General features: G+C 67.5%; 25 protein-coding genes. 7 read left to right on the forward strand and 18 right to left on the reverse strand.

Features of this window, described 5'->3' with window-relative positions:
- Nucleotides 1-142: 142 nt before the first annotated feature.
- The 4 genes from ACLP9N_RS14060 to recA form a co-directional block, all read right to left on the reverse strand.
- Complete coding sequence (locus tag ACLP9N_RS14060) at nt 143-757, reverse strand: Rv2732c family membrane protein (RefSeq protein ID WP_442407985.1); 615 nt, start codon at nt 755-757, stop codon at nt 143-145.
- Nucleotides 754-2,256 carry a tRNA (N6-isopentenyl adenosine(37)-C2)-methylthiotransferase MiaB gene (miaB, locus tag ACLP9N_RS14065; protein WP_442407986.1) on the reverse strand — a complete coding sequence of 501 codons (1,503 nt, stop codon included), beginning with the start codon at nt 2,254-2,256 and terminating at the stop codon, nt 754-756. The genes ACLP9N_RS14060 and miaB overlap by 4 nt, the downstream gene beginning before the upstream one ends.
- A 100-nt stretch (nt 2,257-2,356) precedes the next feature.
- On the reverse strand, nt 2,357-2,878 hold the full coding sequence (gene recX, locus ACLP9N_RS14070) for a recombination regulator RecX (RefSeq protein ID WP_442407987.1): 522 nt from the start codon (nt 2,876-2,878) through the stop codon (nt 2,357-2,359).
- Complete coding sequence (recA, locus tag ACLP9N_RS14075; RefSeq protein ID WP_442407988.1) at nt 2,844-3,884, reverse strand: recombinase RecA; 1,041 nt, start codon at nt 3,882-3,884, stop codon at nt 2,844-2,846. The genes recX and recA overlap by 35 nt, the downstream gene beginning before the upstream one ends.
- 200 nt (nt 3,885-4,084) lie before the next feature.
- Between recA and ACLP9N_RS14080 the strand changes: the two genes are divergently transcribed.
- On the forward strand, nt 4,085-4,741 hold the full coding sequence (locus ACLP9N_RS14080) for a (2Fe-2S)-binding protein (RefSeq protein WP_442407989.1): 657 nt from the start codon (nt 4,085-4,087) through the stop codon (nt 4,739-4,741).
- Between the two features lie 115 nt (nt 4,742-4,856).
- Here ACLP9N_RS14080 and ACLP9N_RS14085 read toward each other — a convergent pair whose 3' ends face one another.
- Together ACLP9N_RS14085 and ACLP9N_RS14090 are read right to left on the reverse strand one after the other, a co-directional pair.
- Nucleotides 4,857-5,051, reverse strand: coding sequence for a DUF3046 domain-containing protein (locus ACLP9N_RS14085; protein WP_442407990.1), 195 nt, complete (start codon nt 5,049-5,051; stop codon nt 4,857-4,859).
- 21 nt (nt 5,052-5,072) lie between these two features.
- Nucleotides 5,073-6,239 carry a glycosyltransferase gene (locus ACLP9N_RS14090; RefSeq protein WP_442407991.1) on the reverse strand — a complete coding sequence of 389 codons (1,167 nt, stop codon included), beginning with the start codon at nt 6,237-6,239 and terminating at the stop codon, nt 5,073-5,075.
- 42 nt (nt 6,240-6,281) lie between these two features.
- Here ACLP9N_RS14090 and ACLP9N_RS14095 point away from each other — a divergent pair, with 42 nt between their 5' ends.
- The gene (locus tag ACLP9N_RS14095) at nt 6,282-6,722 is read left to right on the forward strand and encodes a limonene-1,2-epoxide hydrolase (protein WP_442407992.1); all 441 of its coding nucleotides are present in this window, start codon (nt 6,282-6,284) and stop codon (nt 6,720-6,722) included.
- A gap of 6 nt (nt 6,723-6,728) precedes the next feature.
- Here ACLP9N_RS14095 and pspM read toward each other — a convergent pair whose 3' ends face one another.
- The 4 genes from pspM to pgsA all read right to left on the reverse strand — a co-directional run bounded on the left by pspM (nt 6,729) and on the right by pgsA (nt 9,531).
- Nucleotides 6,729-7,562, reverse strand: a complete 834-nt coding sequence (gene pspM, locus ACLP9N_RS14100; protein WP_442407993.1) for a phage shock envelope stress response protein PspM — start codon at nt 7,560-7,562, stop codon at nt 6,729-6,731.
- A gap of 18 nt (nt 7,563-7,580) precedes the next feature.
- A complete protein-coding gene (gene pspA, locus ACLP9N_RS14105) occupies nt 7,581-8,408 on the reverse strand; it encodes a phage shock protein PspA (RefSeq protein ID WP_442407994.1) in 828 nt (275 codons plus the stop codon).
- 96 nt (nt 8,409-8,504) lie between these two features.
- Nucleotides 8,505-8,852, reverse strand: a complete 348-nt coding sequence (gene clgR, locus ACLP9N_RS14110) for a transcriptional regulator ClgR (protein WP_442407995.1) — start codon at nt 8,850-8,852, stop codon at nt 8,505-8,507.
- A 67-nt stretch (nt 8,853-8,919) separates the two neighbouring features.
- Complete coding sequence (gene pgsA, locus ACLP9N_RS14115) at nt 8,920-9,531, reverse strand: CDP-diacylglycerol--glycerol-3-phosphate 3-phosphatidyltransferase (RefSeq protein WP_442407996.1); 612 nt, start codon at nt 9,529-9,531, stop codon at nt 8,920-8,922.
- A gap of 58 nt (nt 9,532-9,589) precedes the next feature.
- Here pgsA and ACLP9N_RS14120 point away from each other — a divergent pair, with 58 nt between their 5' ends.
- Nucleotides 9,590-10,114 (forward strand): amino-acid N-acetyltransferase, encoded by a 525-nt coding sequence (locus ACLP9N_RS14120; protein WP_442407997.1) that lies wholly within the window; start codon nt 9,590-9,592, stop codon nt 10,112-10,114.
- 2 nt (nt 10,115-10,116) lie between these two features.
- Here ACLP9N_RS14120 and ACLP9N_RS14125 read toward each other — a convergent pair whose 3' ends face one another.
- Entirely contained in the window at nt 10,117-12,615 is a 2,499-nt protein-coding gene (locus ACLP9N_RS14125) for a DNA translocase FtsK (protein ID WP_442407998.1), read from the reverse strand.
- Nucleotides 12,616-12,750: 135 nt separating this feature from the next.
- On the opposite strand from ACLP9N_RS14125, the gene ACLP9N_RS14130 reads away from it, so the two are divergent.
- The 4 genes from ACLP9N_RS14130 (at nt 12,751) to ACLP9N_RS14145 (ending at nt 15,829) form a co-directional block, all read left to right on the forward strand.
- On the forward strand, nt 12,751-13,707 hold the full coding sequence (locus ACLP9N_RS14130; RefSeq protein WP_442407999.1) for a hypothetical protein: 957 nt from the start codon (nt 12,751-12,753) through the stop codon (nt 13,705-13,707).
- A 92-nt stretch (nt 13,708-13,799) separates the two neighbouring features.
- Nucleotides 13,800-14,126: a putative quinol monooxygenase gene (locus ACLP9N_RS14135; RefSeq protein ID WP_442408000.1), complete on the forward strand. Its 327-nt coding sequence runs from the start codon at nt 13,800-13,802 to the stop codon at nt 14,124-14,126.
- Entirely contained in the window at nt 14,123-14,944 is an 822-nt protein-coding gene (locus ACLP9N_RS14140; protein WP_442408001.1) for a mycofactocin-coupled SDR family oxidoreductase, read from the forward strand. The genes ACLP9N_RS14135 and ACLP9N_RS14140 overlap by 4 nt, the downstream gene beginning before the upstream one ends.
- A gap of 3 nt (nt 14,945-14,947) precedes the next feature.
- Nucleotides 14,948-15,829, forward strand: coding sequence for an SAM-dependent methyltransferase (locus ACLP9N_RS14145; RefSeq protein WP_442408002.1), 882 nt, complete (start codon nt 14,948-14,950; stop codon nt 15,827-15,829).
- A 6-nt stretch (nt 15,830-15,835) separates the two neighbouring features.
- Here the strand turns inward: ACLP9N_RS14145 and ACLP9N_RS14150 are convergent, their stop codons facing one another.
- From ACLP9N_RS14150 to ACLP9N_RS14180, 7 genes are all read right to left on the reverse strand, one after another.
- A complete protein-coding gene (locus tag ACLP9N_RS14150; RefSeq protein ID WP_442408003.1) occupies nt 15,836-17,512 on the reverse strand; it encodes a ribonuclease J in 1,677 nt (558 codons plus the stop codon).
- 19 nt (nt 17,513-17,531) lie between these two features.
- Nucleotides 17,532-18,434, reverse strand: coding sequence for a 4-hydroxy-tetrahydrodipicolinate synthase (dapA, locus tag ACLP9N_RS14155; protein ID WP_442408004.1), 903 nt, complete (start codon nt 18,432-18,434; stop codon nt 17,532-17,534).
- Between the two features lie 117 nt (nt 18,435-18,551).
- A complete protein-coding gene (thyX, locus tag ACLP9N_RS14160; protein ID WP_442408005.1) occupies nt 18,552-19,325 on the reverse strand; it encodes an FAD-dependent thymidylate synthase in 774 nt (257 codons plus the stop codon).
- Nucleotides 19,326-19,330: 5 nt separating this feature from the next.
- On the reverse strand, nt 19,331-20,440 hold the full coding sequence (locus tag ACLP9N_RS14165) for a restriction endonuclease subunit S (RefSeq protein WP_442408006.1): 1,110 nt from the start codon (nt 20,438-20,440) through the stop codon (nt 19,331-19,333).
- Nucleotides 20,437-21,822 (reverse strand): type I restriction-modification system subunit M, encoded by a 1,386-nt coding sequence (locus ACLP9N_RS14170; protein WP_442408007.1) that lies wholly within the window; start codon nt 21,820-21,822, stop codon nt 20,437-20,439. Before ACLP9N_RS14170 ends, ACLP9N_RS14165 begins: the two co-directional genes overlap by 4 nt.
- A complete protein-coding gene (locus ACLP9N_RS14175; protein ID WP_442408008.1) occupies nt 21,822-23,030 on the reverse strand; it encodes a winged helix-turn-helix domain-containing protein in 1,209 nt (402 codons plus the stop codon). Before ACLP9N_RS14175 ends, ACLP9N_RS14170 begins: the two co-directional genes overlap by 1 nt.
- A 77-nt stretch (nt 23,031-23,107) precedes the next feature.
- The gene (locus ACLP9N_RS14180; protein WP_442408009.1) at nt 23,108-23,242 is read right to left on the reverse strand and encodes a hypothetical protein; all 135 of its coding nucleotides are present in this window, start codon (nt 23,240-23,242) and stop codon (nt 23,108-23,110) included.
- Between the last annotated feature and the right edge of the window lie 143 nt (nt 23,243-23,385).

Consider the following 23,385-nt stretch of genomic DNA (forward strand, 5'->3'; position numbering starts at 1 on the left):
GCTGATCACCCACCAACAGCATCACGTCATCGAATCGACCCTGCCGATTCTCACGTCCCAAAGCCACACACCGATTCTCCAGGCACACCCGCGCCAACCCCGCCCAGCCACGCCGAAACCGGCACACTAAATCAGCGGAGCACTAGCGGCCGGGCTCCTGCTCCTCCGGAGGTTCCTCGGCGTGCTCGTCGGTTTGCAGACTTTCGAGCAGCGTCCGGGACTGCTGCTGCGCCACGACCCGCCGCCGCTGCTCCTCGGCCGCCAGTTGCACGATGGTGCGCGACCACACCACGCGGGCCCAGTGAAATGTCAACAGAATCACGGTGATCCACGCGACGATGAGCCCTATGCCGGGGCCGGGATGCCCGGCGGGCGCGGTCTGGCGCGACCACACAGCCAACAACCCGACCCCGCTGGCTATCGCCGAACCCGCCAAGGCGACCCAGGACAGCGCCCAGCGCCGCGTCATCAGCGCCAGCATGGAGAAACCGACGCCGAACACCAACGCAAACCAGGCGAACACCCGCGAGGGCAGGGCCACCTCGGCAGCGCCGGCGCCGTGACTGCCGAACAGCACGTCCCATCCGCGCACATGGCCGGTGTGCGGCAGGATGAACGAACCCAGCAGGACGAAAACCAGGACGGCGACGACGACGGCTCGTGCGCCGGGCTCGATCTCACGCGCGACCCGGCGTTCGGCCGCTTCGATGTCGGTCCGGAAGGCGTCGAAATCCCCGCCACCGCGCTCTTCTTTCACGGGGCACATGCGAGGGGTTCGGCCGGTCCGGCGGACTGCCCCACACCGGGCATGCCCAGGCCGACACCGCGGGGGCGCTGCCCGGCGGCGAGTGCGTCACCGGCACGCGTGCGGCGGTGTGTCAGGATGCCCGCGTCGGCGATGAGGTGGTGCGGCGCCGCATCGGTGACCACCGCGGTGACGATGTCGCCGGGCCGGACCAAATCGGGCCCGATTTGGCCCGAGGTGAAGTGCACCAGGCGGCCGTCGCGTGCCCGCCCGGACATGCGCGCCGTTTGGGTGTCCTTGCGTCCTTCCCCGGTGGCCGCCAGCAGCTCGACGGTCTGGCCGATCAGCGCGCGATTGCCGTCGATGCAGATCTGCTCCTGCAGCGCGACCAGCCGTTCATAGCGTTCCTGCACAACGGCTTTCGGGAGCTGCCCGGGTAGTTCAGCGGCGGCGGTGCCCGGCCGCTTGGAGTACTGGAAGGTGAACGCGGCGGCGAACTGGGCCCGCCGCACCACGTCAAGAGTCGCCGCGAAGTCTTCTTCGGTCTCGCCGGGGAACCCCACGATCAGATCGGTCGTGATGGCGGCGTGTGGCATCGCCGCCCGGACCCGCTCGATGATGCCCAGATAGCGCTCGGCGCGGTAGGACCGCCGCATCGCGCGCAGGACCCGGTCGGATCCGGACTGCAGCGGCATATGCAGGGCGGGACAGACATTAGGTGTCTGCGCCATCGCGTCGATGACATCGTCGGTGAACTCGGCCGGATGCGGGGAGGTGAACCGCACCCGTTCCAGCCCGTCGATGCGTCCGCAGGCCCGCAGCAACTCGGCGAAGGCGCCGCGGTTGCGGGGCAGCGCCGGGTCGGCGAAGGAGACGCCGTAGGCGTTGACGTTCTGCCCCAACAGGGTGACTTCGAGCACGCCGTCGTCGACCAGCGAGCGCACCTCGGCCAGGATGTCGGCGGGACTGCGGTCCACCTCCTTGCCCCGCAACGACGGCACGATGCAGAAGGTGCAGCTGTTGTTGCACCCGACGGAGATGGAAACCCAAGCAGCATAAGCGGATTCGCGCGCACTCGGCAGCGCAGAGGGAAACTGCTGCAGCGCCTCGGCGATCTCCACCTGCGCGGTCTTGTTGTGCCGGGCCCGCTCGAGCAGCGTAGGCAGCGATCCGATGTTGTGCGTGCCGAAAACGACGTCGACCCACGGCGCCTTGCGCAGCACCGTGTCCCGGTCCTTTTGGGCCAGGCAACCGCCCACCGCGATCTGCATGTCGGGATTGCCGCGCTTGCGCGGAGCCAGGTGGCTGAGGTTGCCGTAGAGCTTGTTGTCGGCGTTCTCCCGGACGGCGCAGGTGTTGAACACCACCACGTCCGCGTCGGTATCGTCGGCCGCCCGCTGGTAGCCGGCCGCCTCTAGCAGGCCGGCCAACCGCTCGGAATCGTGAACGTTCATCTGACAGCCGTAGGTGCGCACCTGATAGGTACGCGCCGGGGCCGCCGTCGAAGTCACGGGGCCATGGTACGGCGACCCGGGGCCACCGGATTAACCCGCAGGTAGTGGTGATCGCCAGCGCGGCGGAGCCGGGCGCAGCGGGTCGCCACCATCTGAACTAGACGCGCCGACGTTCCCGTTCGGCGGCCAGCTCCGCGACGACGACCTCGCCCGCCAGTGTCTGGCTGTACCCACGACGCGCCAGCATCGCCGCCAGCCTGCGGCTCACCCGCGTGTCATCCTCGCCCAGCGCCTCCCGCCGCAGCCTGGCCCGGACCAGTTGCTCGGCCCGCTCCCGCTCGGCAGCGGCATCCAGGCCGCCCAGCGCCGTGGTGATGACGTCGTTGTCGACGCCCTTGGCGTGCAGCTCGGCGGCCAACGCGCGCCTGCTTTTTCCCGAGTTCGCCCGCCGCGACCGCACCCACTGCTCGGCGAAGTCGGCATCGTCCACCAGGCCGGCGGCCGCCAGCCGATCCAATACCCGGTCACGGATGTCGCCGGGATAGCCGCGCTTTGTCAGCTGACCCGACAACTCGGCCCGTGTTCGCGCCCTCGCGGTGAGCAGGCGCAGGCACAATGCCCGCGCCAGCTCCTCGCGAGACGGCTCAGAAATCGACGGGGGCGGGCAGGACGTCTTCATCGGTCACGACCGCGCCAATGCCGAGCTTTTCCTTGATCTTCTTCTCGATCTCGTTGGCAGTGTCGGCGTTCTCCAGCAAGAAGTTGCGGGCATTCTCCTTGCCCTGACCGAGCTGCTCACCCTCGTAGGTGAACCAGGCACCGGACTTGCGGATGAAGCCCTGATCGACACCCATGTCGATCAGCGAGCCCTCCTTGCTGATGCCCTTGCCGTAGAGGATGTCGAACTCGGCCTGCTTGAACGGTGGCGACACCTTGTTCTTGACGACCTTGACCCGGGTGCGGTTGCCGACCGCATCGGTGCCGTCCTTGAGTGTCTCGATCCGCCGCACATCCAGGCGCACCGACGCGTAGAACTTCAAAGCCTTTCCGCCCGTTGTGGTTTCGGGGCTGCCGAACATCACCCCGATCTTTTCGCGGAGCTGGTTGATAAAGATCGCCGTGGTTCCCGAATTGTTCAGCGCGCCAGTCATTTTCCGCAGCGCCTGGCTCATCAGCCGGGCCTGCAGTCCGACATGGCTGTCCCCCATCTCACCTTCGAGCTCCGCGCGCGGCACCAGCTCCGCCACCGAGTCGATGACCACGATGTCGAGCGCGCCGGAGCGGATCAGCATGTCGGCGATCTCGAGGGCCTGTTCACCGGTGTCCGGTTGGCTGACCAGCAGGGAATCGGTATCGACGCTGAGCCTCTTGGCGTACTCCGGGTCCAGGGCGTGCTCGGCGTCGATGAACGCCGCGACGCCGCCGGCCGCCTGGGCATTGGCCACCGCGTGCAGTGCGACGGTGGTCTTACCCGAAGACTCCGGACCGTAGATCTCCACGACCCGGCCGCGCGGCAGGCCGCCGATGCCCAGGGCCACGTCCAGGGCGATGGATCCGGTCGGAATGACCGAGATCGGCTGACGCACCTCGTCACCGAGGCGCATCACCGAACCTTTGCCGTAGCTCTTTTCGATCTGGGCCATCGCCAGCTCGAGAGCTTTCTCACGATCGGGGACTTGCGCCATGTTGCTTCTCCTGTAATCGGTGTTCGATGACCGTTGTCGGTCGGTTGGCCGTGACACTAGAGAAGGCCACCGACAAGTCCGCATCTCGAATGATCACCACAGTAGACGAACACCTGTTCGATTCAAGTTCGACACGCCGCGTGTGGCAATATCGCTCGATATCGCTCGATATCGCTCGATATCGATCGACAGACACGCACATGAACATCTCCCGGGAGCTGTCCGACGTCTCCTCCTATGGAGGTTTTTTCGCGTTAACCGTGGGCTCAGATAATTCAGCCGCGGCGGGATGGCATCCGGTCGGCCGGTCCTACGCCGTCGGCTACGCGGATTTGATCGAGGCCACCATCAGGCGTTATCGCACCACCGAGTCGCGGATCGGCGCCTCCCTGGTCCACCTGGGCCATGCCGCCCGGCTGTGGTCGCCCGTCCTCGCCTGCGCCCTGGGCCACGGCGTCATCCCGGACCTGACCGGGCTGCAGCGCGCCGACGACGGGGCCCAGCTGCGACTGCCCGAACCCGTCGGTGAGCGCCTGGCGCCTTCCCCGGAGTTGCTGTACCGCGCCGTCGTGCAACACCACATGGAACCGCTCGAGGCGGGCCTGCGGGTCAGGCTGGCGCCCGGCCTGCTGTCCGGCAACATCGCGTCTGCACTCGTCGGAGCTTCCCGGGCGCTGCTTTCGGCGCGACCCGACCTGCGCCAGTCGATCGTCGGGACCACCAATTCGCTGCTGAACACCGGCAGACTGGCCGGATCCGGGGCGATCATCGGCGTCGAGCTGGGCTTCCGGCGTCGCAGCTGCTGCCTGTACTACCGCCTCCCAGACGGGGGCAAATGCGGCGACTGCCCGCTATAGACGAGGCGAGACCAGGTGAGCCTGCGCCAGCGGCGCCGAGCCTGCGGTGAGGGCGCCGTTTCGAGCTAACCGACGCCCTGAATGCAGGCTCGGCGCGGGCTCGATCCGAATCTGATCACCATTGATCGCGGGGCACGTCGAAGTCGACGCACAACGCCCGCCAGACGTCGCGGGGCTCGACGCCGTCCTCGATCGCCTGCGCGGCGGTGCGGCCACCGAAGCCGGTGAGCACGTGGTCGACCAGCACCGACGCACCGTAAGCCGCGCCGAACCGCAAAACCACCCGGTCGTTGAACTCCGTCAGCCGCACGCCAGAAACATACCCAGATAGTTAGCCGGCCAAAGCCAACGCCTCGTGGCACACCCGGACCGGATCGGCGACTTCGGCGATGCTGGCGGCGGCGGCTTGAGCGGCCTCGCGATAACGCGGCGACGACAACACGTCGCCAACCGCGTCCACCAGCGCCTCGGTGGTCAACGGCCGAATCAGCCGCGCACTGCCCTGCCGTACCACCCGATTGGCCATTTCCCATTGGTCCCCGCCGCCGGGCACCACCACCAGCGGCACCCCGGCCAGCAGCGTCTTGGCAACCATCCCGTGACCGCCGCCGCAGATCACCACGTCGGCGTGCGTCAACAGCTCGGCCTGGCGTCCCAGCCCGACTGTCGCCCAAGGCGGCACCGTCAGGTCCGCCCCGTCCAGGCGCGACACCACCAGGCGCGATCCCCCCGGCAGCGTGTCTCCCGGCGTCAGGCATTGCAGCGCCAGCTCCGCCAATCCGGTAGTCCCGGTCAGCGCGGTGGACGGCGCGACCACCACCACCCGTCCCGAGCCGGACGGGATCGCAAGCACCCGGTCGGTGGGCTCGAAGTGCAACGGGCCCACCACGACGGCCTCGGCCGGCCAATCCGGACGGGGAACCTCCAGCGCGGGCAGCGTGGCGATCAACCGCCGCAGCGGCCCGGGGTCGCGGGACGGCAGGCCAATCTCGGCCCGGACGGTCGCACGCTGCCGCAGGCCGGCACGCCAGGACCGCGCGGTCAGCGCCCGCATCACGGCGTCCCGCAGCCGGCCCCGAACGCCGGTGCCCGGCGCCAGGCCGCTGCCGATCGGCGGCAGCCCCTTCGACGGCAGGTACAGCGGGTGCGGGTTGAGCTCGATCCACGGGATGCCCAGCAGCTCGGCGGCCATGCCACCGCCGGCTGTGATGACGTCGGAGACCACCAGATCGGGCGCCAGGTCACGCAGCGCCGGCACGTTGAGCACGGCCATCCTCGCCGCACGACGGTGGATCCTGGCGCCAGCGTCGAGATCGTCGTCCAGCGCCGCGAGCCCGTCCAACTCGACTGTCTCGATCCCGGCGTCGCGGGCGGCGTGGATCCACTCCACCCCAGTGAACAGGGTGGGCTCGTCGCCCGCTTCGGCGAAGCGCTGGCACAGCGCGATCGCAGGAAACGAGTGCCCCGGGTCCGGCCCGGCGACGACGGCGACGCGCACCGCCCTACCCTGCCACAGCTGCAAAGTCGTACGCTGGCGACCATGACCGACCTGACGCAGACATCCCCGGAAACCGTTGACAGCGTTCGCACGGTAGAGGGTTTCCTGAACGCGCTGCAGGATGAGAACTTCGAAGCAGCCGACGCGGCGCTGCACGACAACCTCGTGTACGAAAACGTCGGCCTGCCGACGATCCATGGCCGCCACCGGGCGATGAAACTCTTCCGCCGGATGGAAGGCCGCATGCGTTTCGAGGTGAAGATCCACCGAATCGCCGCCGACGGCGCCGCTGTGCTCACCGAACGCAGCGACGCCATCATCTTCGGACCGCTGCGCCTCCAGTTCTGGGTGTGCGGCGTGTTCGAGGTGCACGACGGCCGAATCACCCTGTGGCGCGACTACTTCGATTTCTTCGACATGGTCAAGGCGACCCTGCGTGGCATTGCGGCGCTCGCGCTGCCATCCCTCAAGGCTTCGTTTTAAAAGGTTTCAGCTCACCTGGCGGCGCGGCAGTCCGCCCAGTTCGTCGAACGCCTGCGCCCAACCGAGCAGGCGATCGGTAGCCTCAACCAGCTCAGCACGGTAGCGCTGCTGCGAACCCGCCAGCCCGGCGTTCCCGTTCGCCGACGACACCAATTGCGCTGCGGCGGTGACCATTTCGTTGTACTGACGCACGCCGGCGCCCAACTGCGCGGTGAACGCATTGATCGTGGGCACCAGATACGACCGCGACGATTCCGCATGGTGCGCCGCCCGCTCCATCGATACCACCTCGGCGGCGGTAGCCGCCATCGCGGCCGACGTCTGGTTGGCCGCCGCGGTCAAATCCTGGATTTCGGCCGCCGGCAACATGGCGCCCCGCTCGATCACGCCCACCAACGAGAAGAACCCGCGCTCGGAGGCGCCCAGCGCGGACATCGCGGGTCGCGCGGCCGAACCGGGCGGGGGCAGTCGCCGGGCCCTGGCCAGTCGCGGGCCCGGCCGCGGCGCCGGCAGCGGCTCCGAGCGCAACCAGCAGTAGCGCAGCAACAACAACGTCGCCGGAATCGCCTGTACTGCTGCGATGAAACCGGTGATCTGCAGCAGCAGCGCAAACCAGCCCCAAGCCGCCAGCACCGCCGTCACCACCGCCCAAAACACGCACGCGACGGTGAATATCAGGCCCCACCGCAGCGCGCGGCGGCGGCGGCGCAACAGCCGCGCCCGCGGATCCGCCGCGGCGCTGATCTTCGCAGCCACCAACTCGGAAAGGTCGGCGGCGGTGTCCAATCCGCGCTGCAGCAACGCGTGCCACGGCCCACGCTGGGTAGCCTTCACCGCCATGCCAGATCGTCCGCGGTGCTATTGACCGAGGGGTCTCTCGGAAACCGGCCCGCTGGTGCTCCCGGTGGCGGGCGTGGCCGGGGTGGCTCCGGGAGAGGCAGGTGATCTGCCAGTCGGCAGCGCTTCACCCCGCATCGAGGCGCGGATCTGCTCCAGCCGGGAATGGCCGGCCATCTCGACGCCGGCCTGCTCGACTTCGAGCATGCGGCCCTGCACCGAACTCTGCGCGAGCTCGGCCGAACCGAGCGCGTTGGCGTAGCGGCGTTCGATCTTCTCGCGCACCTCGTCGAGGCTGGGGGTGTTGCCCGGCGCGGCGAGCTCACTCATCGACCGCAGCGACGCGCTGACCTGCTCCTGCATCTTCGCCTGCTCGAGCTGGCTGAGCAGCTTGGTGCGCTCCGCGATCTTCTGCTGCAGCACCATGGCGTTGCGTTCGACGGCCTTCTTGGCCTGGGCCGCCGCCGACAGCGCCTGGTCGTGCAGCGTCTTGAGGTCTTCGACACCCTGCTCGGCGGTCACCAGCTGGGCCGCGAACGCCTCGGCGGCGTTGTTGTACTCGGTGGCCTTGGCGGCGTCTCCGGCGGCGGTGGCCTGGTCGGCCAGCGTCACTGCCTGGCGCACGTTGACCTGCAGCTTCTCGATGTCAGCCAGCTGGCGGTTGAGCCGCATCTCGAGTTGACGCTGGTTGCCGATCACCTGCGCCGCCTGCTGGGTCAGCGCCTGATGGGTACGTTGTGCTTCCTCGATGGCCTGCTGAATCTGCACCTTGGGGTCGGCGTAATCATCGATCTTGGAGCTGAACAGCGCCATGAGGTACTTCCACGCCTTGACGAACGGATTGGCCATGAGTTCGCTCCGCCTTCGTTTCTCGTGTGGGCTGGATGGACCCGGGTTAGGCCCCAGCGCTTACCCTGCCGCTCAATTTATCGGTTCGGCGCGACTTCAGGCCACAGCCAACGATGCCACCGGTGGGATGACGACCTTGGTGCTGGCATCGATGGTGGCACCGCTCGCGCCGGCCCCGGGCACGGCAGGAGCGCTAGCAGCGCGGTGTTCCTCGCGCGCCATCCGCTCGCCGGCGCCAATGAGAACCTCCGATAGCGGGACCTCCAGCGCGTCGCAGATCGCAGTGAGCAGCTCACTCGACGGCTCCTTGCGGCCGCGTTCGACCTCCGACAGGTACCCGAGGCTCACCCGAGCCGAATCGGACACCTCGCGCAGCGTCCGGCCCTGCGAAGTCCGGACCCGCCGCAGCACGTCACCAATGACCTCGCGCACCAAAGACGCCATCGCGCTCTCCTTTGTTCAGCGGTCGTTACTAGCTGAACGCCGCCAGCGCCTGCGTTGGTTCCCGTGATCACTCGGTCTTTTCAGCCGGCACTGTGCGAACTTCCCGGACCGCCCCGACCACGTAGTCGACACCGGTGACCACGGTGAGCACGATCGCGATGCCCATCAGCACCGATGCCCCCACCCGAAACTGCCCCGGCTCACTCGCCCAGGGCAGCACGAACAGCCCGATCGCCACCGCCTGGACCAGCGTCTTGAGTTTGCCGCCCCAACTGGCCGGGATGACGCCGCGGCGAATCACCATCAACCGCAACAGCGTGACCCCGACCTCGCGGGTCAGGATCACCGCCGTGACCCACCATGGCAAATCGCCCAGCATCGACAGGCCGACCAGCGCCGACCCGATCAGAGCCTTATCGGCGATCGGATCGACGAACGCCCCGAATTCGGTTGCCATGCCGTAGTTGCGGGCCAGCAGGCCGTCGAGCCGATCGGTGATGCAGGCAACCGCGAAGATCGCGAAAGCGACGATGCGGGCGGCCGTCTCGTGGCCATTCCCAACGAACAAGGCGCACAGGAAAATCGGGACCAACACCAGCCGCACGCCGGTCAGGACATTGGCGAGGTTGGCTATCCGGGCGCGGCCTGCCCTCGAACCCGTTTGCGGCTGCCCCGACACGGCATCAGAATAACCGGTTTGACCAGCTCACCCGTCCCTGATGTCGATACTGTTACCCGTGACCCAAAGTCCACGAGATAACCGGCCGGTGGTCCGCCGCGCGCGAACATCCGACATCCCCGCGATCAAACGCCTCGTCGACACGTACGCCGGAAAGATCCTGCTGGAAAAGAACCTGGTGACCCTGTACGAGGCCGTCCAGGAATTCTGGGTGGCCGAACACCCCGAACATGAAGGCGAAGTGGTCGGTTGCGGCGCATTACACGTGTTCTGGTCTGATCTCGGCGAGATCCGTACCGTCGCCGTCGACCCGGCGGTGACCGGCCACGGCATCGGGCATGCGATCGTCAAACGGCTTCTGGACGTTGCTCGCGAGCTGCAACTCGGGCGGATATTCGTGTTGACGTTCGAGACGGAGTTCTTCGGCAGGCACGGCTTCACCGAAATCGAGGGGACGCCGGTCACCGCCGAGGTATTCGAAGAGATGTGCCGGTCCTACGACATCGGCGTCGCCGAATTCCTGGACCTGAGCTACGTCAAGCCGAACATCCTGGGCAACACCCGGATGCTGCTGGTGCTGTAACGCTATTCGGTGCTCTCGTCGTCCGAGCCGCCGCCCAGGCCCCGGATCGCGGCCAGCGTCGCCGCCAGCTCGTCGGGCTTGACCAGCACCTCGCGCGCCTTGGACCCTTCGCTGGGCCCGACGATGCCGCGGGTTTCCATCAGGTCCATCAACCGGCCGGCCTTGGCGAAGCCGACCCGCAGCTTGCGCTGCAGCATCGAGGTGGAGCCGAACTGGCTGGACGCCACCAGCTCCACGGCCTGCAGGAACACGTCCATGTCGTCGCCGATGTCCGGGTCGACGTCGGTGCGCTCGGCGGTGGGCTTGGCGGTGGTGACCCCGTCGGTGTACTCGGGTTCGGCCTGGTCTTTGCAGGCGTTGACGACGGCGTGGATCTCCTCGTCGGTGATGTAAGCGCCCTGTAGCCGGACGGTCTTGCTCGCGCCCATCGGCAGGAATAGGGCGTCGCCCATGCCGATCAGCTTTTCCGCGCCGGCCTGGTCCAGGATTACCCGGCTGTCGGTCAGCGACGACGTCGCAAACGCCAGCCGCGACGGCACATTCGTCTTGATCAGCCCGGTGACCACGTCGACCGACGGGCGCTGGGTGGCCAGCACCAGATGGATGCCGGCGGCGCGGGCCTTCTGGGTGATCCGCACGATGGCGTCTTCCACGTCGCGCGGCGCAGTCATCATCAGGTCGGCCAGCTCGTCGACGATCGCGACGACGTAGGGGTAGGGCCGGTACTCGCGCTGGCTGCCCAGCGGCGCAGTGATGGCACCGGATCGCACCTTCGCGTTGAAGTCGTCGATGTGGCGCACCCGCGACGCCTGCATGTCCTGGTAGCGCTGCTCCATCTCGTCGACCAGCCACGCCAGCGCGGCCGCCGCTTTCTTCGGCTGCGTGATGATCGGCGTGATCAGGTGCGGAATGCCTTCGTACGGCGTCAGTTCCACCATCTTCGGGTCGATCAGGATCATCCTGACCTCTTCGGGGGTGGCCCGGGCCAGCAGCGACACCAGCATGGAGTTGACGAAGCTGGACTTTCCGGATCCGGTGGAGCCGGCGACCAGCAGGTGCGGCATCTTGGCCAGGTTGGCCGAGATGAAATCGCCTTCGATGTCTTTGCCCAGCCCGATCACCAGCGGGTGGTCGTCGCGGCGGGTCGACGGCGCGGTAAGCACGTCGGCCAGCCGCACCATTTCCCGATCGGTGTTGGGCACCTCGATGCCGACGGCGGACTTGCCGGGGATCGGGGCCAGCATGCGCACACTCTCGGTGGCCACCGCATAGGCGATGTTCTTCTGCAGCGCGGTGATCTTCTCGACCTTGACGCCGGGCCCCAGCGACACCTCGTAGCGGGTGACGGTGGGACCGCGGGTGCAGCCGGTGACGGCGGCGTCGACCTTGAACTGGGTGAGCACCTCCCCGATGGCGCCGGCCATCTGGGTGTTGGCGGCGCTGCGCTTCTTCGGCGGGTCCCCCGCGACGAGCAGGTCCAGCGACGGCAGCGTGTACAGACCCTCGACGGGCCGGTCCGGTTTCCGCGGGGAGCGACGGCGGCTCTTGGCGGTGCTAGGTTGCGGGGCTGCCACGGCCGGTTCCGGGACCGTGGGCGTGTCGTCGGGTTCGAGGGAGAGGTCGAGCATGTTGGCCGACGGCCAGGCCTGCGGCCTTTCGTCGCGAGACTGGTCGTAATTCTCCTGGTCATCGAGCTCTTCATAAGGCTCGTAGGGCCCATAGTCGTCCTCGTCGGCGTACTCACCCTGAAACAACCGGGTGCCGAACATCGCCCGGACCGCGTCGGGCACCTCGCGGATCGTGGTCCCCGTCAGCAGCAGCAGCCCGAACAACGCGCCGATGAACAGCAGGGGCGCCGCGATCCAGGGTGTCAACCCGTCCGACAACGGCCCGCCGATGGCAAAGCCGAGGAATCCCGCCGCCCGTCGCCGCAGTTCCGGGTCTTCCGGCGAACCCGCCCACAGGTGGCGCAGGCCGAGAAACGACAGGGCGATCAAGCTTCCGCCCAGGATCAGCCTGGGCCGCGCGTCGGGATTGGGCTGGGTCCGCATCAGCACCACCGCCACAGCGGCGCTGACCACCGGCAGCACCAAGACGGCCGAACCGATGAACGTCCGCAACACGGCGTCCACCCACGCACCGATCGGCCGGGCGGCGTCGAACCACGAGCTCGCGGCGACGACGACGGCAAGGCCCAGCAGAACCAGCGCGATCCCGTCGCGGCGATGCCCGGGCTCGATGTCGCGTGCCCGCCCGATCGACCGCGCCGCACCCCCGGTGCCCCTGGCCGCCATCAGCCAGGTCGCCCGCGCCGCACGACCGCACGTCAGCCCCGCCGCGACCAGCAGCGACCGACGATGCCGCTGAACGGGCCTGCGCGCCGGTTTGCGCGGCCTTGTCGGTCGCGCATTCCGGGCCGCCCCGCGGCCACGCCGAGCGGGTGACGCGGCCTTTGACCTGCTCGTTCGGGTGCCGGAGCGGGTCGCGGTCTTACCAGCCATGCCCGCAAGCCTAGTCGCAAATACATCATCTGCACCACCCGCCACACTGGTAACTGACGTTCATTGACCGGGCCCCACCGCGGTCTACACAATGACTCGCCGAGCCTTGCCGTTCCGCCGAGACCCAGGAATCAGATGCGCATTTTCCATACCGTCTGTGTGGCCGCCCTCAGCGTCGCCGTGCTCGCCTCCTGCGCCGACCGCGGAACCCCGGCCGCGTCGAAGCCTCCCAAGCCGTCCGCGCCGAGCTTCGACGGCACCTATCGATTCGATTTCGACGGAAACCAGCAACTGGCGGGCGGTGAGCTCAAGCCCACCAAATCGCGAACCCGGACCTATGCGCTGCGTTCGACGTGCACCGACTCGGGGTGCATCGCGACGGCGACGAAACTGGCGGACGACGACCCGAAGCGCAAGTCGGATCCCCCGGTCGATCTGGTGTTCGACTACGTCGATGGTCATTGGCAAACGGCGCTCAGCGAGGACGGCGCATGCAGCGACAGCGACATCAAGGGCCCGTCGATCACCGCGTGGATCCTGCAGCCCCAGCCCGACGGCACCCTGACCGGAACGTCCTACGTGGCGATGAACCCGAGTCCGGATTGCGCCGTCGCGACGTCGACGCCGGTGACGGTCACCCGCCAGGGCGACGTCGATGCGGCTGTTTCCGTTGCGGATCCCGGCAAACAGGCCGCCCGTTCGCCATCCGGGCCCGAAGGCTTCACCGGGCATTACAACGAGACCAGCGTTCTGCACGACTCCTCCTCGAAACCGGGATCGCGACGCATTGCCGTGCAGACCATGTGCGTGCGCAACACCGACCAGTGCACGACGTTCAAGTCCTATCTGGCCGAGGGGGCCACGGTGGTCAATTCGCTGCTGTTCAACAACGGCAAATGGCTGCTCGACCAGCGCACCGAGGTCAAGTGCCCGGACGGTGCGACGGCCAAGACGGTAAAGCACGAGGAATACGTTCTCCCGCAACCTGTCTCGCGCCCACTGCCAAAGGTCAGCGGATCCGTCCGCTTCGATGCCGCGGAGTCGTGCCCCGCACAACAACTCGACATCTCCCTCGAACGATCGGGAGACTGACCGACCGGGCATCGGGCCGCGTGAGTAGGGTGACGAGCGGTGAGGCGAACCCATGCCGCCACCCACTCGCGGAACCCCTCAGGAGGCCCAGCATGCCCGTCGTCGGCCCAGTCGTAGTCGTAGCCACCTTGACCGTCAAACCCGAATCGGTGGACACCGCCCGCGACATCCTCACCACCGCCGTCGAAGAGGTGCACAGCGAGCCCGGGTGCCAGGTGTACTCGCTGCACCAGACCGGCGAGACGTTCGTCTTCATCGAGCAATGGGCCGATGAGGAGGCGCTGAAGGCGCACAGCACCGCACCCGCGGTCGCCAAGATGTTCACGGCGGCCGGCGAGCACCTGGCCGGGGCGCCGGATATCAAGATGCTGCAGCCGGTTGTCGCGGGCGACCCGGACAAGGGCCAAATACGCAAGTGAGCGACCGCCCGCTCGAAGGAAAAGTCGCCTTCATCACCGGCGCGGCACGCGGCCAGGGCCGTGCGCATGCCGTCCGGCTGGCGGCCGACGGCGCGGACGTGATCGCGGTCGACCTGTGCGAGCAGATCGCCAGCGTGCCCTATCCGCTGGCGACCGCCGACGACCTGGCGGCCACGGTCAAGCTCGTCGAGGACACCGGCGCCCGCATCGTGGCCAAGCAGGGCGACGTCCGCGATCGCGAATCGTTATCCGCCGCGCTGCAGGCCGGCCTCGGCCAGTTCGGCCGCCTGGACATCGTGGTGGCCAACGCCGGCATCGCCCCGATGCAGTCCGGCGACGACGGTTGGCGCGACGTCATCGACGTCAACCTCACCGGCGTCTACAACACCATCAAGGCCGCGATCCCGACGATGGTCTCCCAAGGCACCGGCGGATCGATCGTGCTGATCAGTTCGGCCGCGGGCTTGGCCGGCGTCGGCAGCCCCGATGCCGGCTCGGTCGGCTATGCCGCCGCCAAGCACGGCGTGGTCGGATTGATGCGCGTCTACGCGAATCTGCTTGCCCAGCAGAGCATCCGGGTCAACTCGATCCATCCGACCGGCGTCGAAACCCCGATGATCAACAACGAGTTCACCCGAGAGTGGCTCGCCAAGATGGCTGCCCAGACCGACCAGCCGCGCAGCTTGGGCAACGCCCTGCCGGTGGAAGTGCTGCAAGCCGAAGACATCGCGAACGCGGTGGCGTGGCTGGTGTCCGACCAGGCTCGCTACATCACCGGAGTGACATTGCCAGTGGACGCCGGCTTTTTGAATAAGTAGCCGATGCCGCGAAATCCAGTGGCGCAGACCGCCTTCGGCCCGATGGTGCTGGCGGCGGTCGAACAAAACGAGCCGCCCGGGCGCCGATTGGTGGACGACGACCTCGCGGAGCTCTTTTTGCCGGCCGCACTGCGATTGCTCGTCGGGGCGACCCGGTGGGGGCCGGCCCGTCACCTGATGATCCGCGGATCCGAGTTCACCGGCCCGGGGCTGTGGGCCAATCTGGCCTGCCGCAAGCATTTTATCGACGACAAACTCAAAGAGGCGCTCAGCGACATCAAGGACATCGATGCGGTTGTCATCCTCGGCGCGGGATTGGACACCCGCGCCTACCGGTTGACCCGCCAGGTGCGCATCCCGGTCTTCGAGGTGGACCTGCCGGCCAACATCGCCATGAAGGCCAAGACGGTCCGACGGGTGCTGGGCGAGCTGCCCCTGTCGGTTCGGTTGGCGGCGCTGGACTTCGAGCACGACGACCTGCTCACGTCGTTGGCCGAACACGGCTATCGCACCGATTACCGGGCGTTCTTCGTCTGCGAGGGCGTGACCCAATACCTCACCGAAGACGGCGTGCGGCGAACCCTGGAGGGACTTCGCGCCGCCGCACCGGGCAGCCGCCTGGTGTTCACCTACGTCCGGCGTCACTTCATCGACGGCACTGACCTCTACGGCACCCGGACGTTGTATCGCAACACCCGCCAACGTCACCAGCTATGGCACTTCGGCCTAGAGCCCGACGAGGTCGCCGGGTTCATCGCTGAGTACGGCTGGCGGCTGGTGGAGCAGGCCGGACCCGAAGAGTTTTTGCGGCGCTACGTCGAGCCCACGGGCCGCAAACTCCCGGCATCGCAGCTGGAATGGTCGGCTTATGCGGAGAAAACCTAAACTGCCCTAGACTTCCAAGACCGTCGGCACGATCATCGGCTGCCGGCGATAGGTTTCACCCACCCACTTGCCGACGGTGCGGCGCACCCCCTGAGCGATGCGCACCGGATCGGTCACGTTGGCGGCCGCCAGCTGCTCCAGCTCGTCGGCGACCTTGCGCACGGCGGGCTCGAGTGCCTTGGGATCCTCGGAGAATCCCCGCGATTGCAGGTGCGGCGCGGCCGCCGGACGCCCGGTGCCGCGTTCGACCACGACGGTCACCGCGATGAAACCCGACGACAGGATGAGGCGTTCGCCCAGGGTGATATCGCCGACGTCGCCGGTGATCAGCCCGTCGACGAACATCTTGCCGACCGGCACCGCGCCGGCGACCTTGGCCTTACCGGCCACCAAATCGACGCTGACGCCGTTCTCGGCCAGCACAATTGACTCCGGCGGTACACCGGTGCTGGTGGCCAGCTTGGCGTTGGCGCGCAGCATCCGCCAGGTGCCGTGCACCGGCATCACGTTGCGCGGCCGCACCCCGTTGTACAGAAACAGCAACTCCCCCGCGTACGCATGACCGGAAACATGAACGCGCACTTGTTGATTCGTGACGACTCGGGCCCCGATCTTGGCCAGCGAGTCGATGACGCCGTAGACCGCTTCCTCGTTGCCGGGGATCAGCGACGACGACAGGATCACCAGATCGTGCGCCGTCAGCGTGATGCTGCGATGCTCCCCGCGCGACATCCGCGACAGCGCCGACATCGGCTCGCCCTGGGTGCCGGTGGTGATCAGCACGATCCGTTCGGGCGGCATCATCTCGGCGGCGGCGATGTCGATCAGGTCGGAATCGTCGACCCGCAGGAAACCCAGGTCCCGCGCGATGCCCATGTTGCGTACCATCGATCGCCCGACGAACGACACCCGCCGGCCCAACGCCACCGCGGCATCGATGATCTGCTGTACCCGGTCGACATTGGAGGCGAAGCACGCCACGATGACGCGACCGTCGGCGCCGCGGATCAGCCGGTGCAGCGTCGGGCCCACCTCGCTTTCCGACGGCCCCACCCCGGGATGCTCGGCGTTTGTCGAGTCGCACAGGAGCAGGTCCACGCCGGCGTCGCCGAGCCGGGACATGCCGGGCAGGTCGGTGGGCCGCCCGCCGAGGGGTTGTTGGTCGAGCTTGATGTCGCCGGTATGCAGAACCGTCCCGGCGCCCGTGTAGACCGCGATGGCCAGCGCGTCCGGGATGGAGTGGTTGACGGCGAAGTACTCGCACTCGAACACGCCGTGGCGACTGCTCTGGCCCTCTTTGACCTCGACGAACACCGGTTTGATGCGGTACTCGCGGCATTTGGCGGCGACCAGCGCCAGGGTGAACCTCGATCCGACCACCGGGATGTCGGGCCGCAGCCGCAGCAGGAATGGGATTGCCCCGATGTGGTCCTCGTGGGCGTGGGTCAGCACCAGCGCCTCGATGTCGTCGAGCCGGTCTTCGATGTGACGCAGGTCGGGCAGGATCAGGTCGACACCGGGCTCGTCGTGGGTGGGGAACATCACTCCGCAGTCGATGATGAGCAGCCGGCCCAGATGTTCGAAAACCGTCATGTTGCGGCCGATTTCGTTGATGCCGCCCAGCGCAGTGACCCGCAACCCACCCGTGGCCAGCGGGCCGGGCGGGGCGAGGTCGACGTTCATGGGCTAACTCACCTTGTGGTCATCTGAGCACCGACGCCGCGCGCATGTCGGCGGCCAGCGCGTTGAGTTCCTCCGGCGTTGCCGGCACTTGCGGCAGCCGGGGGTCACCGACGTCGATACCCTGCAGCCGCAGGCCTGCCTTGGACATCGTCACCCCGCCCAGGCGGCCCATCGCGTTGCACAGCGGGGCGAGCGCGACGTTGATCTTGCGGGCGGTGGCGATGTCCCCGGAACCGAAGGCGGACAACAATTCTCGGAGCTGGCCGGCGGCCACGTGCGAGATCACGCTGATGAAGCCGGTGGCGCCCATGGCCAGCCAGGGCAGATTCAGCGCGTCGTCGCCCGAGTAGTAGGCCAGTCCCGTCTCGGCGATGATCTGGGCACCGCTGTGCAGGTCACCCTTGGCGTCCTTGATCCCGACGATGTTCGGGTGCGATGCCAGCACGCGGATCGTGTCGGACTCGATCGGCACCACCGACCGCGGCGGAATGTCGTAGAGCAGCACCGGCAGTTCGGTGGCGTCGGCGACGGCGGTGAAGTGTGCGATCAGCCCCCGCTGGGATGGCTTGGAGTAGTACGGCGTGACCACCAGCAACCCGTGTGCGCCTTGGGCCGCGCAGGCCTTGGCCAGGCGGATGCTGTGAGCGGTGTCATAGGTGCCCGCGCCGGCGATGATGCGCGCCCGGTCGCCCACCGCCTCTAGCACCACGCGCAACAGGTCGAGTTTCTCGTCGTCAGTGGTGGTCGGCGACTCGCCGGTGGTTCCCGAGACGACCAGGCCGTCGCACCCCGCGTCGACGAGGTGGTTGGCCAGCTTCGCCGCCGCGGCGCCGTCCAGCGAGCCATCCGAGGCAAACGGCGTCACCATCGCGGTCAGCAGGGTTCCCAGGCGCGCGGGGGCGTCGAATCCGACGGTGGTCACGGCTCTCAAGGTTACCCGCCCCTGCCAACCCCTTTTGCCACCGCCGCGAGCGTGCGTGTTCGTCCGGCGACACGCCGCGTTGCCCGTGCATTTGCGCACCCTCGCGACGGGCGGGCCTCAGGCTTCCGTGGCTAAAGGGCTGGTGGCGACCTGGGTGCCGTCGGCCAGGGTGGACACCTCGAAGTCGGCGAACACCGCCGGTGCGACGTCGGCGAGCTGTCGCAGGCACTCGATGGCCAGACGGCGGATTTCCACATCGGCGTGCTCGCTGGCACGCATGGCGATGAAGTGCCGCCACGCCCGGTAGTTCCCGGTCACGACGATGCGAGTCTCGGTGGCGTTGGGCAGCACCGCGCGAGCGGCCTGGCGGGCCTGCTTGCGACGTAAAACCCCCATCTTTTCGTTGGGTTGACCCGTCGCGAACTTGGCTTCCAGCTTGGCCAGCAGCTCGGTGTAGGTGGCGCGGCTGGCATCGGCGGCGGCGATCAGGATCTGCTGCAGTTCGGGATCGTCCTGGATGCCCGGCGGCACGACGATCTGAGAATCGCCTTCCGGCACGTAACGCTGCGACAGCTGCGAATAGGAGAAATGCCGGTGCCGGATGAGCTCATGAGTGCAGGATCGTGAGATGCCGGTGATGTAGAACGACACACTGGCGTGCTCGAGCACGGAAAAGTGTCCGACGTCGATGATGTGCTTGATGTAGCCGGCGTTGGTCGCGGTCCTGGGATTGGGCTTGGACCAGCTCTGATAGCAAGCCCGGCCGGCGAACTCGACGAGCGCGGAGCCACCCTCGGCGTCGGTGCCGTCAGCCGTCCAAGGCACATCCGGCGGTGCCAAAAACTCGGTCTTGGCGATCAGTTGCACGCGCAGCGGCGCGGTCTCGGCCACGGCGCTCACCTTAGCCCGGCCCGGTCGAGTGCTCTGAGCGCAGTCTCGGCGGCATGCAAGCCCGAGCCGACCCGCACCTTGCCCGACATCAGCAACGTCAGCAGTGCGTCGCGCAAGGCCGACAGCCGCGCGGATTCGGCCCGTCGCGCGTGGCACAGCCAACCCAGGGTCGTGATCGTCCGCGCCGCATCGGCGGACAAACGGCGCACATCCCGCACCCTCACCGCGAGCAGGTCACCCGGCCGGATCCGCTGGCGGCTGCCCGAGGTCCCGGCGACCATCTGCTGCAGCGTTTCCGAGACCTCACGGATGCGGAGCGCCGACCACAGGGCCGACGGGTCGACACCGATCGGCATCAGCACGACGAACTCCGTACTCGCCAAGGCCATTTCGGCAGGGAGAGCGACGACGTTCCAAACCCGCGGAATTCGCGGGTTGAGCTTCGAAAACAACACGCACGGCGCCGGCAGCAAGAACTTGCCGCTCTTGACGGATCGGGCGTCGACTGATTCGGGCCAGGCGCCGTCGTCGAACGCCGGGAAGCTGAAATGAGCTATCGTGTCGTCGAATTCCCCGGGGTCGACGAACGCCGTCGATCGATCCACCAGGCTGGACAACGGCACGTGCTCCGCCACGGACTCGACAGTGGCCAGCATCAAGCCCTCCGCGGCCACGATCACGCGGTTATTGGCGGCGATCTTGTCGTCGAGCGCGCCGAGGAACGCCGCGACGCGTCGGCGCTCATGTGTCGCGACGGCCGGGATCGAAATGTCGCGCAGGATTCGCTGGTTGAGCAGGGGCTGGCCGGAGCCGGCCCGGTATTCGTTAAGCCGGCAGGTCTGTAGGGCGTAATACCAATATCGCGTCTCTGCAGGGTCTTTCGCGCGGCATAACACTGCGTTGTCGGTGACCCAGACGTCGGAATCGCAATAGCGCACGCTGCCGCAATACGATCCGACGCGACCCAGCACTATCAGCGGCCCACTGGCGTTGTGTCGAGCCGCGAAACCGATTGCTCCATTGGAGCCGTAAACGGGGAAGCGCGCGTTTGGCTCTCGGGGCGGCGGGGTGGTTCCGTTGCTGAAGTCGAGATGATCCCCCAGCTTTACGTTCACCGCAGCCGCTCCAGTTGCTCGCGCACCGTCCGCTCCAACCGCGCGGATTCGTCCAGCGCCGCAAGCAAATCCTTGGTCAACCGCGCGACCTTGTCGCCGACGGCCTCCCCGTCGTCCTCGCCAGCCGGAGCACCCACAAACCGACCGGGCGTGAGCACATAATCGGCGGCCCGGATCTCGTCTATCGGCACCGACCGACAAAACCCCGGAACATCCTCGTAAGAAACATCTTTCGACCCGCACCATGAGTTATAGGCAGTGCCGATACTGCTGATCTCGTCATCCGTCAACACCCGCTCGGCGCGGTTGACCAGGTGCCCGAGTCCGCGCGCATCGATGAACAGCACCTGCCCGGATCGCTCGCCCTTATCCATCGCGAAGAACCACACGCACACCGGAATCCCGGTGCTGCGGAACAGGTGTGCGGGCAGCGCGACGAGGCACGACACCAGATCCGCCTCGACGATCCGCTCCCGAATCTCCTTCTCCCCGCCGGTGTTCGAGGACATCGAGCCGTTCGCCATCACCACGCCCGCCTTGCCACCGGGTGCCAGCTTGGACAGGATGTGCTGGATCCAAGCGAAGTTGGCGTTGCCGGCGGGCGGGACGCCGAAGCGCCACCGCGGATCGTACTCGTCGCGCGCCCAATCCTTGATGTTGAACGGCGGATTGGCCATCACGCAGTCCATCTGCATGGCGGCGTGGTCGTCACGGACGAAGGTGTCTCCCCGGGCCAGTTTCGAGTTGTCGATGCCGTGGACGGCCAAGTTCATCTTCGCCATCCGCCAGGTCTGTTCGACGCTCTCCTGACCGTAGATCGAGATCTCGGTGCGGTCGCCGTCACGGCGGGCGATGAACTTCTCGGTCTGGACGAACATCCCGCCCGACCCGCAGCACGGGTCGTACACTCGCCCGCTCGCCGGTTGGAGGACCTCGACGATCAACCGCACGACGCTTGGCGGTGTGAAGAATTCGCCACCACGCTGCCCTTCCGCGCGGGCGAAGTTGCCGAGGAAGTACTCGTACACCTCCCCCATCAGATCCCTGGCGCCCATGCCCGGCCCGCCGAATCGTGCACTCTCCAACAGCTCGACCAGCTCGCCGAGCCGGCGCTGGTCCACGGTGTGGTCCAGCCGCGGAAGCATATCGGCCAGCGCCGGGTTGCCCGCCATCACGGCCTGAATCGCCTCGTCGATCAGCCGGTTGATGTCCGGTGATTTGGCGTTGTCCGCCAAGAACTTCCAGTGCGAGTCGGAGACGTACTTGAGGAACACCAGCCCGAGGATGACGTCTTTGTACTGGCTGGACGACAGGGATCCGCGCAGTTTGTTGGCGGCTTTCCAGAGCGTGTCTTTGAGCTCTTTGCTGCTCGACGGCGCCATCAGCTGGCCCGCTTGGCAGCCGCGCGCAACTCGCCGGCCAAATCGCCGCGGCCGGACACCGTGACCGCACCCAAGCCCAGCCACGACGCCATCGACTCCAGTTCGCCGGTGAGCACCGCCGCTACCGCCGACCGTGGCGTGTCGGGCTCACCGAAGGCGCCCACCACACGCAGCGCGTCGGCGGGCCGGTCGGCCTTGAGGTCCACCCGCGCGACCAGCCGGCCGTCCAGCAGCAGCGGCCACACGTAATACCCGTACTGGCGCTTGGGCGCTGGGGTGTAGATCTCGATGCGGTAGTGAAAGCCGAACAGCCGTTCCACCCGGGGCCGGAAGAAGATCAACGGATCGAACGGACACAGCAGCGCGGTGCCGCGGTCCCGTCTTGGCACGGGCTGGCCGGTCCGCAGATAGGCCGGCGCGGACCAGCCGTCGACGTCGACCCGCTCGATCTCGCCGGCGGCCACCAGGTCGGCGAGGGCCGGCTTGACCTGCTGGGCGGACAGCCGGAAGTAGTCGCGGATGTCGGCCTCGGTGCCCACACCCAGCGCGGTGGCCGCACGCAGCGTCAGCTCGCGGACGGCCTCGTCGTCGTCGACATCGCGGGCCAGCACGCCGGCCGGCAGCACCCGCTCCACCAGGTCGTAGTGCCGGGCGAAACCCACCCGGGTGGCGGTGGTGAGCACCCCCGAGGCGAACAGCGCCTCGGCCACCCATTTGGTGTCGCTGCGGCTGCCCCACCAGCTTCCGCGCGGCCCGCGCGGCTCGGCGGCCAGATGCGCCTCGATCTGCCCGGCCGTGCTGGGCCCGAGTTCAGCGACGGCGGAAACGATCTTGTCGGCGAGCTCCGGATTGGCCTTGACGATATGAGTTCCCCAGCGGCCGTGCCGATACTGGCGCATCCGCCAGCGCATCAGCGGCCAATCGTCGACGGCCATCAGCGCGGCCTCGTGCGCCCAGTACTCGGCCAGCAGCCGCGACGAGCGCGGGCCCCAGGCGGCGCGGTCCAGCACGTCACGGTCGTAGGGGCCGAGCCGGCTGAACACCGGCGCGTAGTGCGCGCGCACCGCCACCGACACCGAATCCAGTTGCAGCACTTGGATTCGCGAGATCAGCCGCTTCAGATGCGCGCGGGTGAAATTGCCCTCGGGCAGCGGCTCGCTAAAACCTTGGGCCGCAACGGCTATCCGCCGGGCTTGCGCGGCGGTCACCCTATGGGTCCGGAGGGACACGGCGCCGAGAATACCGGTCCTCCGGCCGCCTCGGGCTTACTCCGCCTTACCACGCCTTACCCCGCGCTGACTTTTTCGTCCAACGGAATGACAGCGATCTCGTCGGGGCTCTCCTCGGGCGGATTCTTCAGTTCGTGGTACGCCGAGTCCAGAGCTGCCGGAACCCCGTCCAGGTTGCGGTAAACGCCCATCAGTTGCTCTAAGCCTGAATCCGTGGATGGGCCGGTGATGTGATCGGCGTGTGAACAGCGAAAATGCCTTCTGAACTGGGACAATACGAGTGCTGATGTCGATCTTGTCCAGCGTTCGGGAAGGCATTTTCGGTGCACTCATC

Source organism: Mycobacterium sp. (genome assembly GCF_052144515.1).
Taxonomy (GTDB): domain Bacteria; phylum Actinomycetota; class Actinomycetes; order Mycobacteriales; family Mycobacteriaceae; genus Mycobacterium.

What these genes read in the sequence shown, in the direction of transcription:
- recX (WP_442407987.1), bottom strand. Translation starts at nt 2,878, where the DNA reads ATGAAGACGTCCTGCCCGCCCCCGTCGATTTCTGAGCCGTCTCGCGAG.
- recA (WP_442407988.1), bottom strand. Translation starts at nt 3,884, where the DNA reads ATGGCGCAAGTCCCCGATCGTGAGAAAGCTCTCGAGCTGGCGATGGCC.
- ACLP9N_RS14080 (WP_442407989.1), top strand. Translation starts at nt 4,085, where the DNA reads ATGAACATCTCCCGGGAGCTGTCCGACGTCTCCTCCTATGGAGGTTTT.
- ACLP9N_RS14095 (WP_442407992.1), top strand. Translation starts at nt 6,282, where the DNA reads ATGACCGACCTGACGCAGACATCCCCGGAAACCGTTGACAGCGTTCGC.
- pspM (WP_442407993.1), bottom strand. Translation starts at nt 7,562, where the DNA reads ATGGCGGTGAAGGCTACCCAGCGTGGGCCGTGGCACGCGTTGCTGCAG.
- pspA (WP_442407994.1), bottom strand. Translation starts at nt 8,408, where the DNA reads ATGGCCAATCCGTTCGTCAAGGCGTGGAAGTACCTCATGGCGCTGTTC.
- clgR (WP_442407995.1), bottom strand. Translation starts at nt 8,852, where the DNA reads ATGGCGTCTTTGGTGCGCGAGGTCATTGGTGACGTGCTGCGGCGGGTC.
- ACLP9N_RS14125 (WP_442407998.1), bottom strand. Translation starts at nt 12,615, where the DNA reads ATGGCTGGTAAGACCGCGACCCGCTCCGGCACCCGAACGAGCAGGTCA.
- ACLP9N_RS14130 (WP_442407999.1), top strand. Translation starts at nt 12,751, where the DNA reads ATGCGCATTTTCCATACCGTCTGTGTGGCCGCCCTCAGCGTCGCCGTG.
- ACLP9N_RS14135 (WP_442408000.1), top strand. Translation starts at nt 13,800, where the DNA reads ATGCCCGTCGTCGGCCCAGTCGTAGTCGTAGCCACCTTGACCGTCAAA.
- ACLP9N_RS14145 (WP_442408002.1), top strand. Translation starts at nt 14,948, where the DNA reads ATGCCGCGAAATCCAGTGGCGCAGACCGCCTTCGGCCCGATGGTGCTG.
- ACLP9N_RS14150 (WP_442408003.1), bottom strand. Translation starts at nt 17,512, where the DNA reads ATGAACGTCGACCTCGCCCCGCCCGGCCCGCTGGCCACGGGTGGGTTG.
- ACLP9N_RS14170 (WP_442408007.1), bottom strand. Translation starts at nt 21,822, where the DNA reads ATGGCGCCGTCGAGCAGCAAAGAGCTCAAAGACACGCTCTGGAAAGCC.
- ACLP9N_RS14180 (WP_442408009.1), bottom strand. Translation starts at nt 23,242, where the DNA reads ATGGGCGTTTACCGCAACCTGGACGGGGTTCCGGCAGCTCTGGACTCG.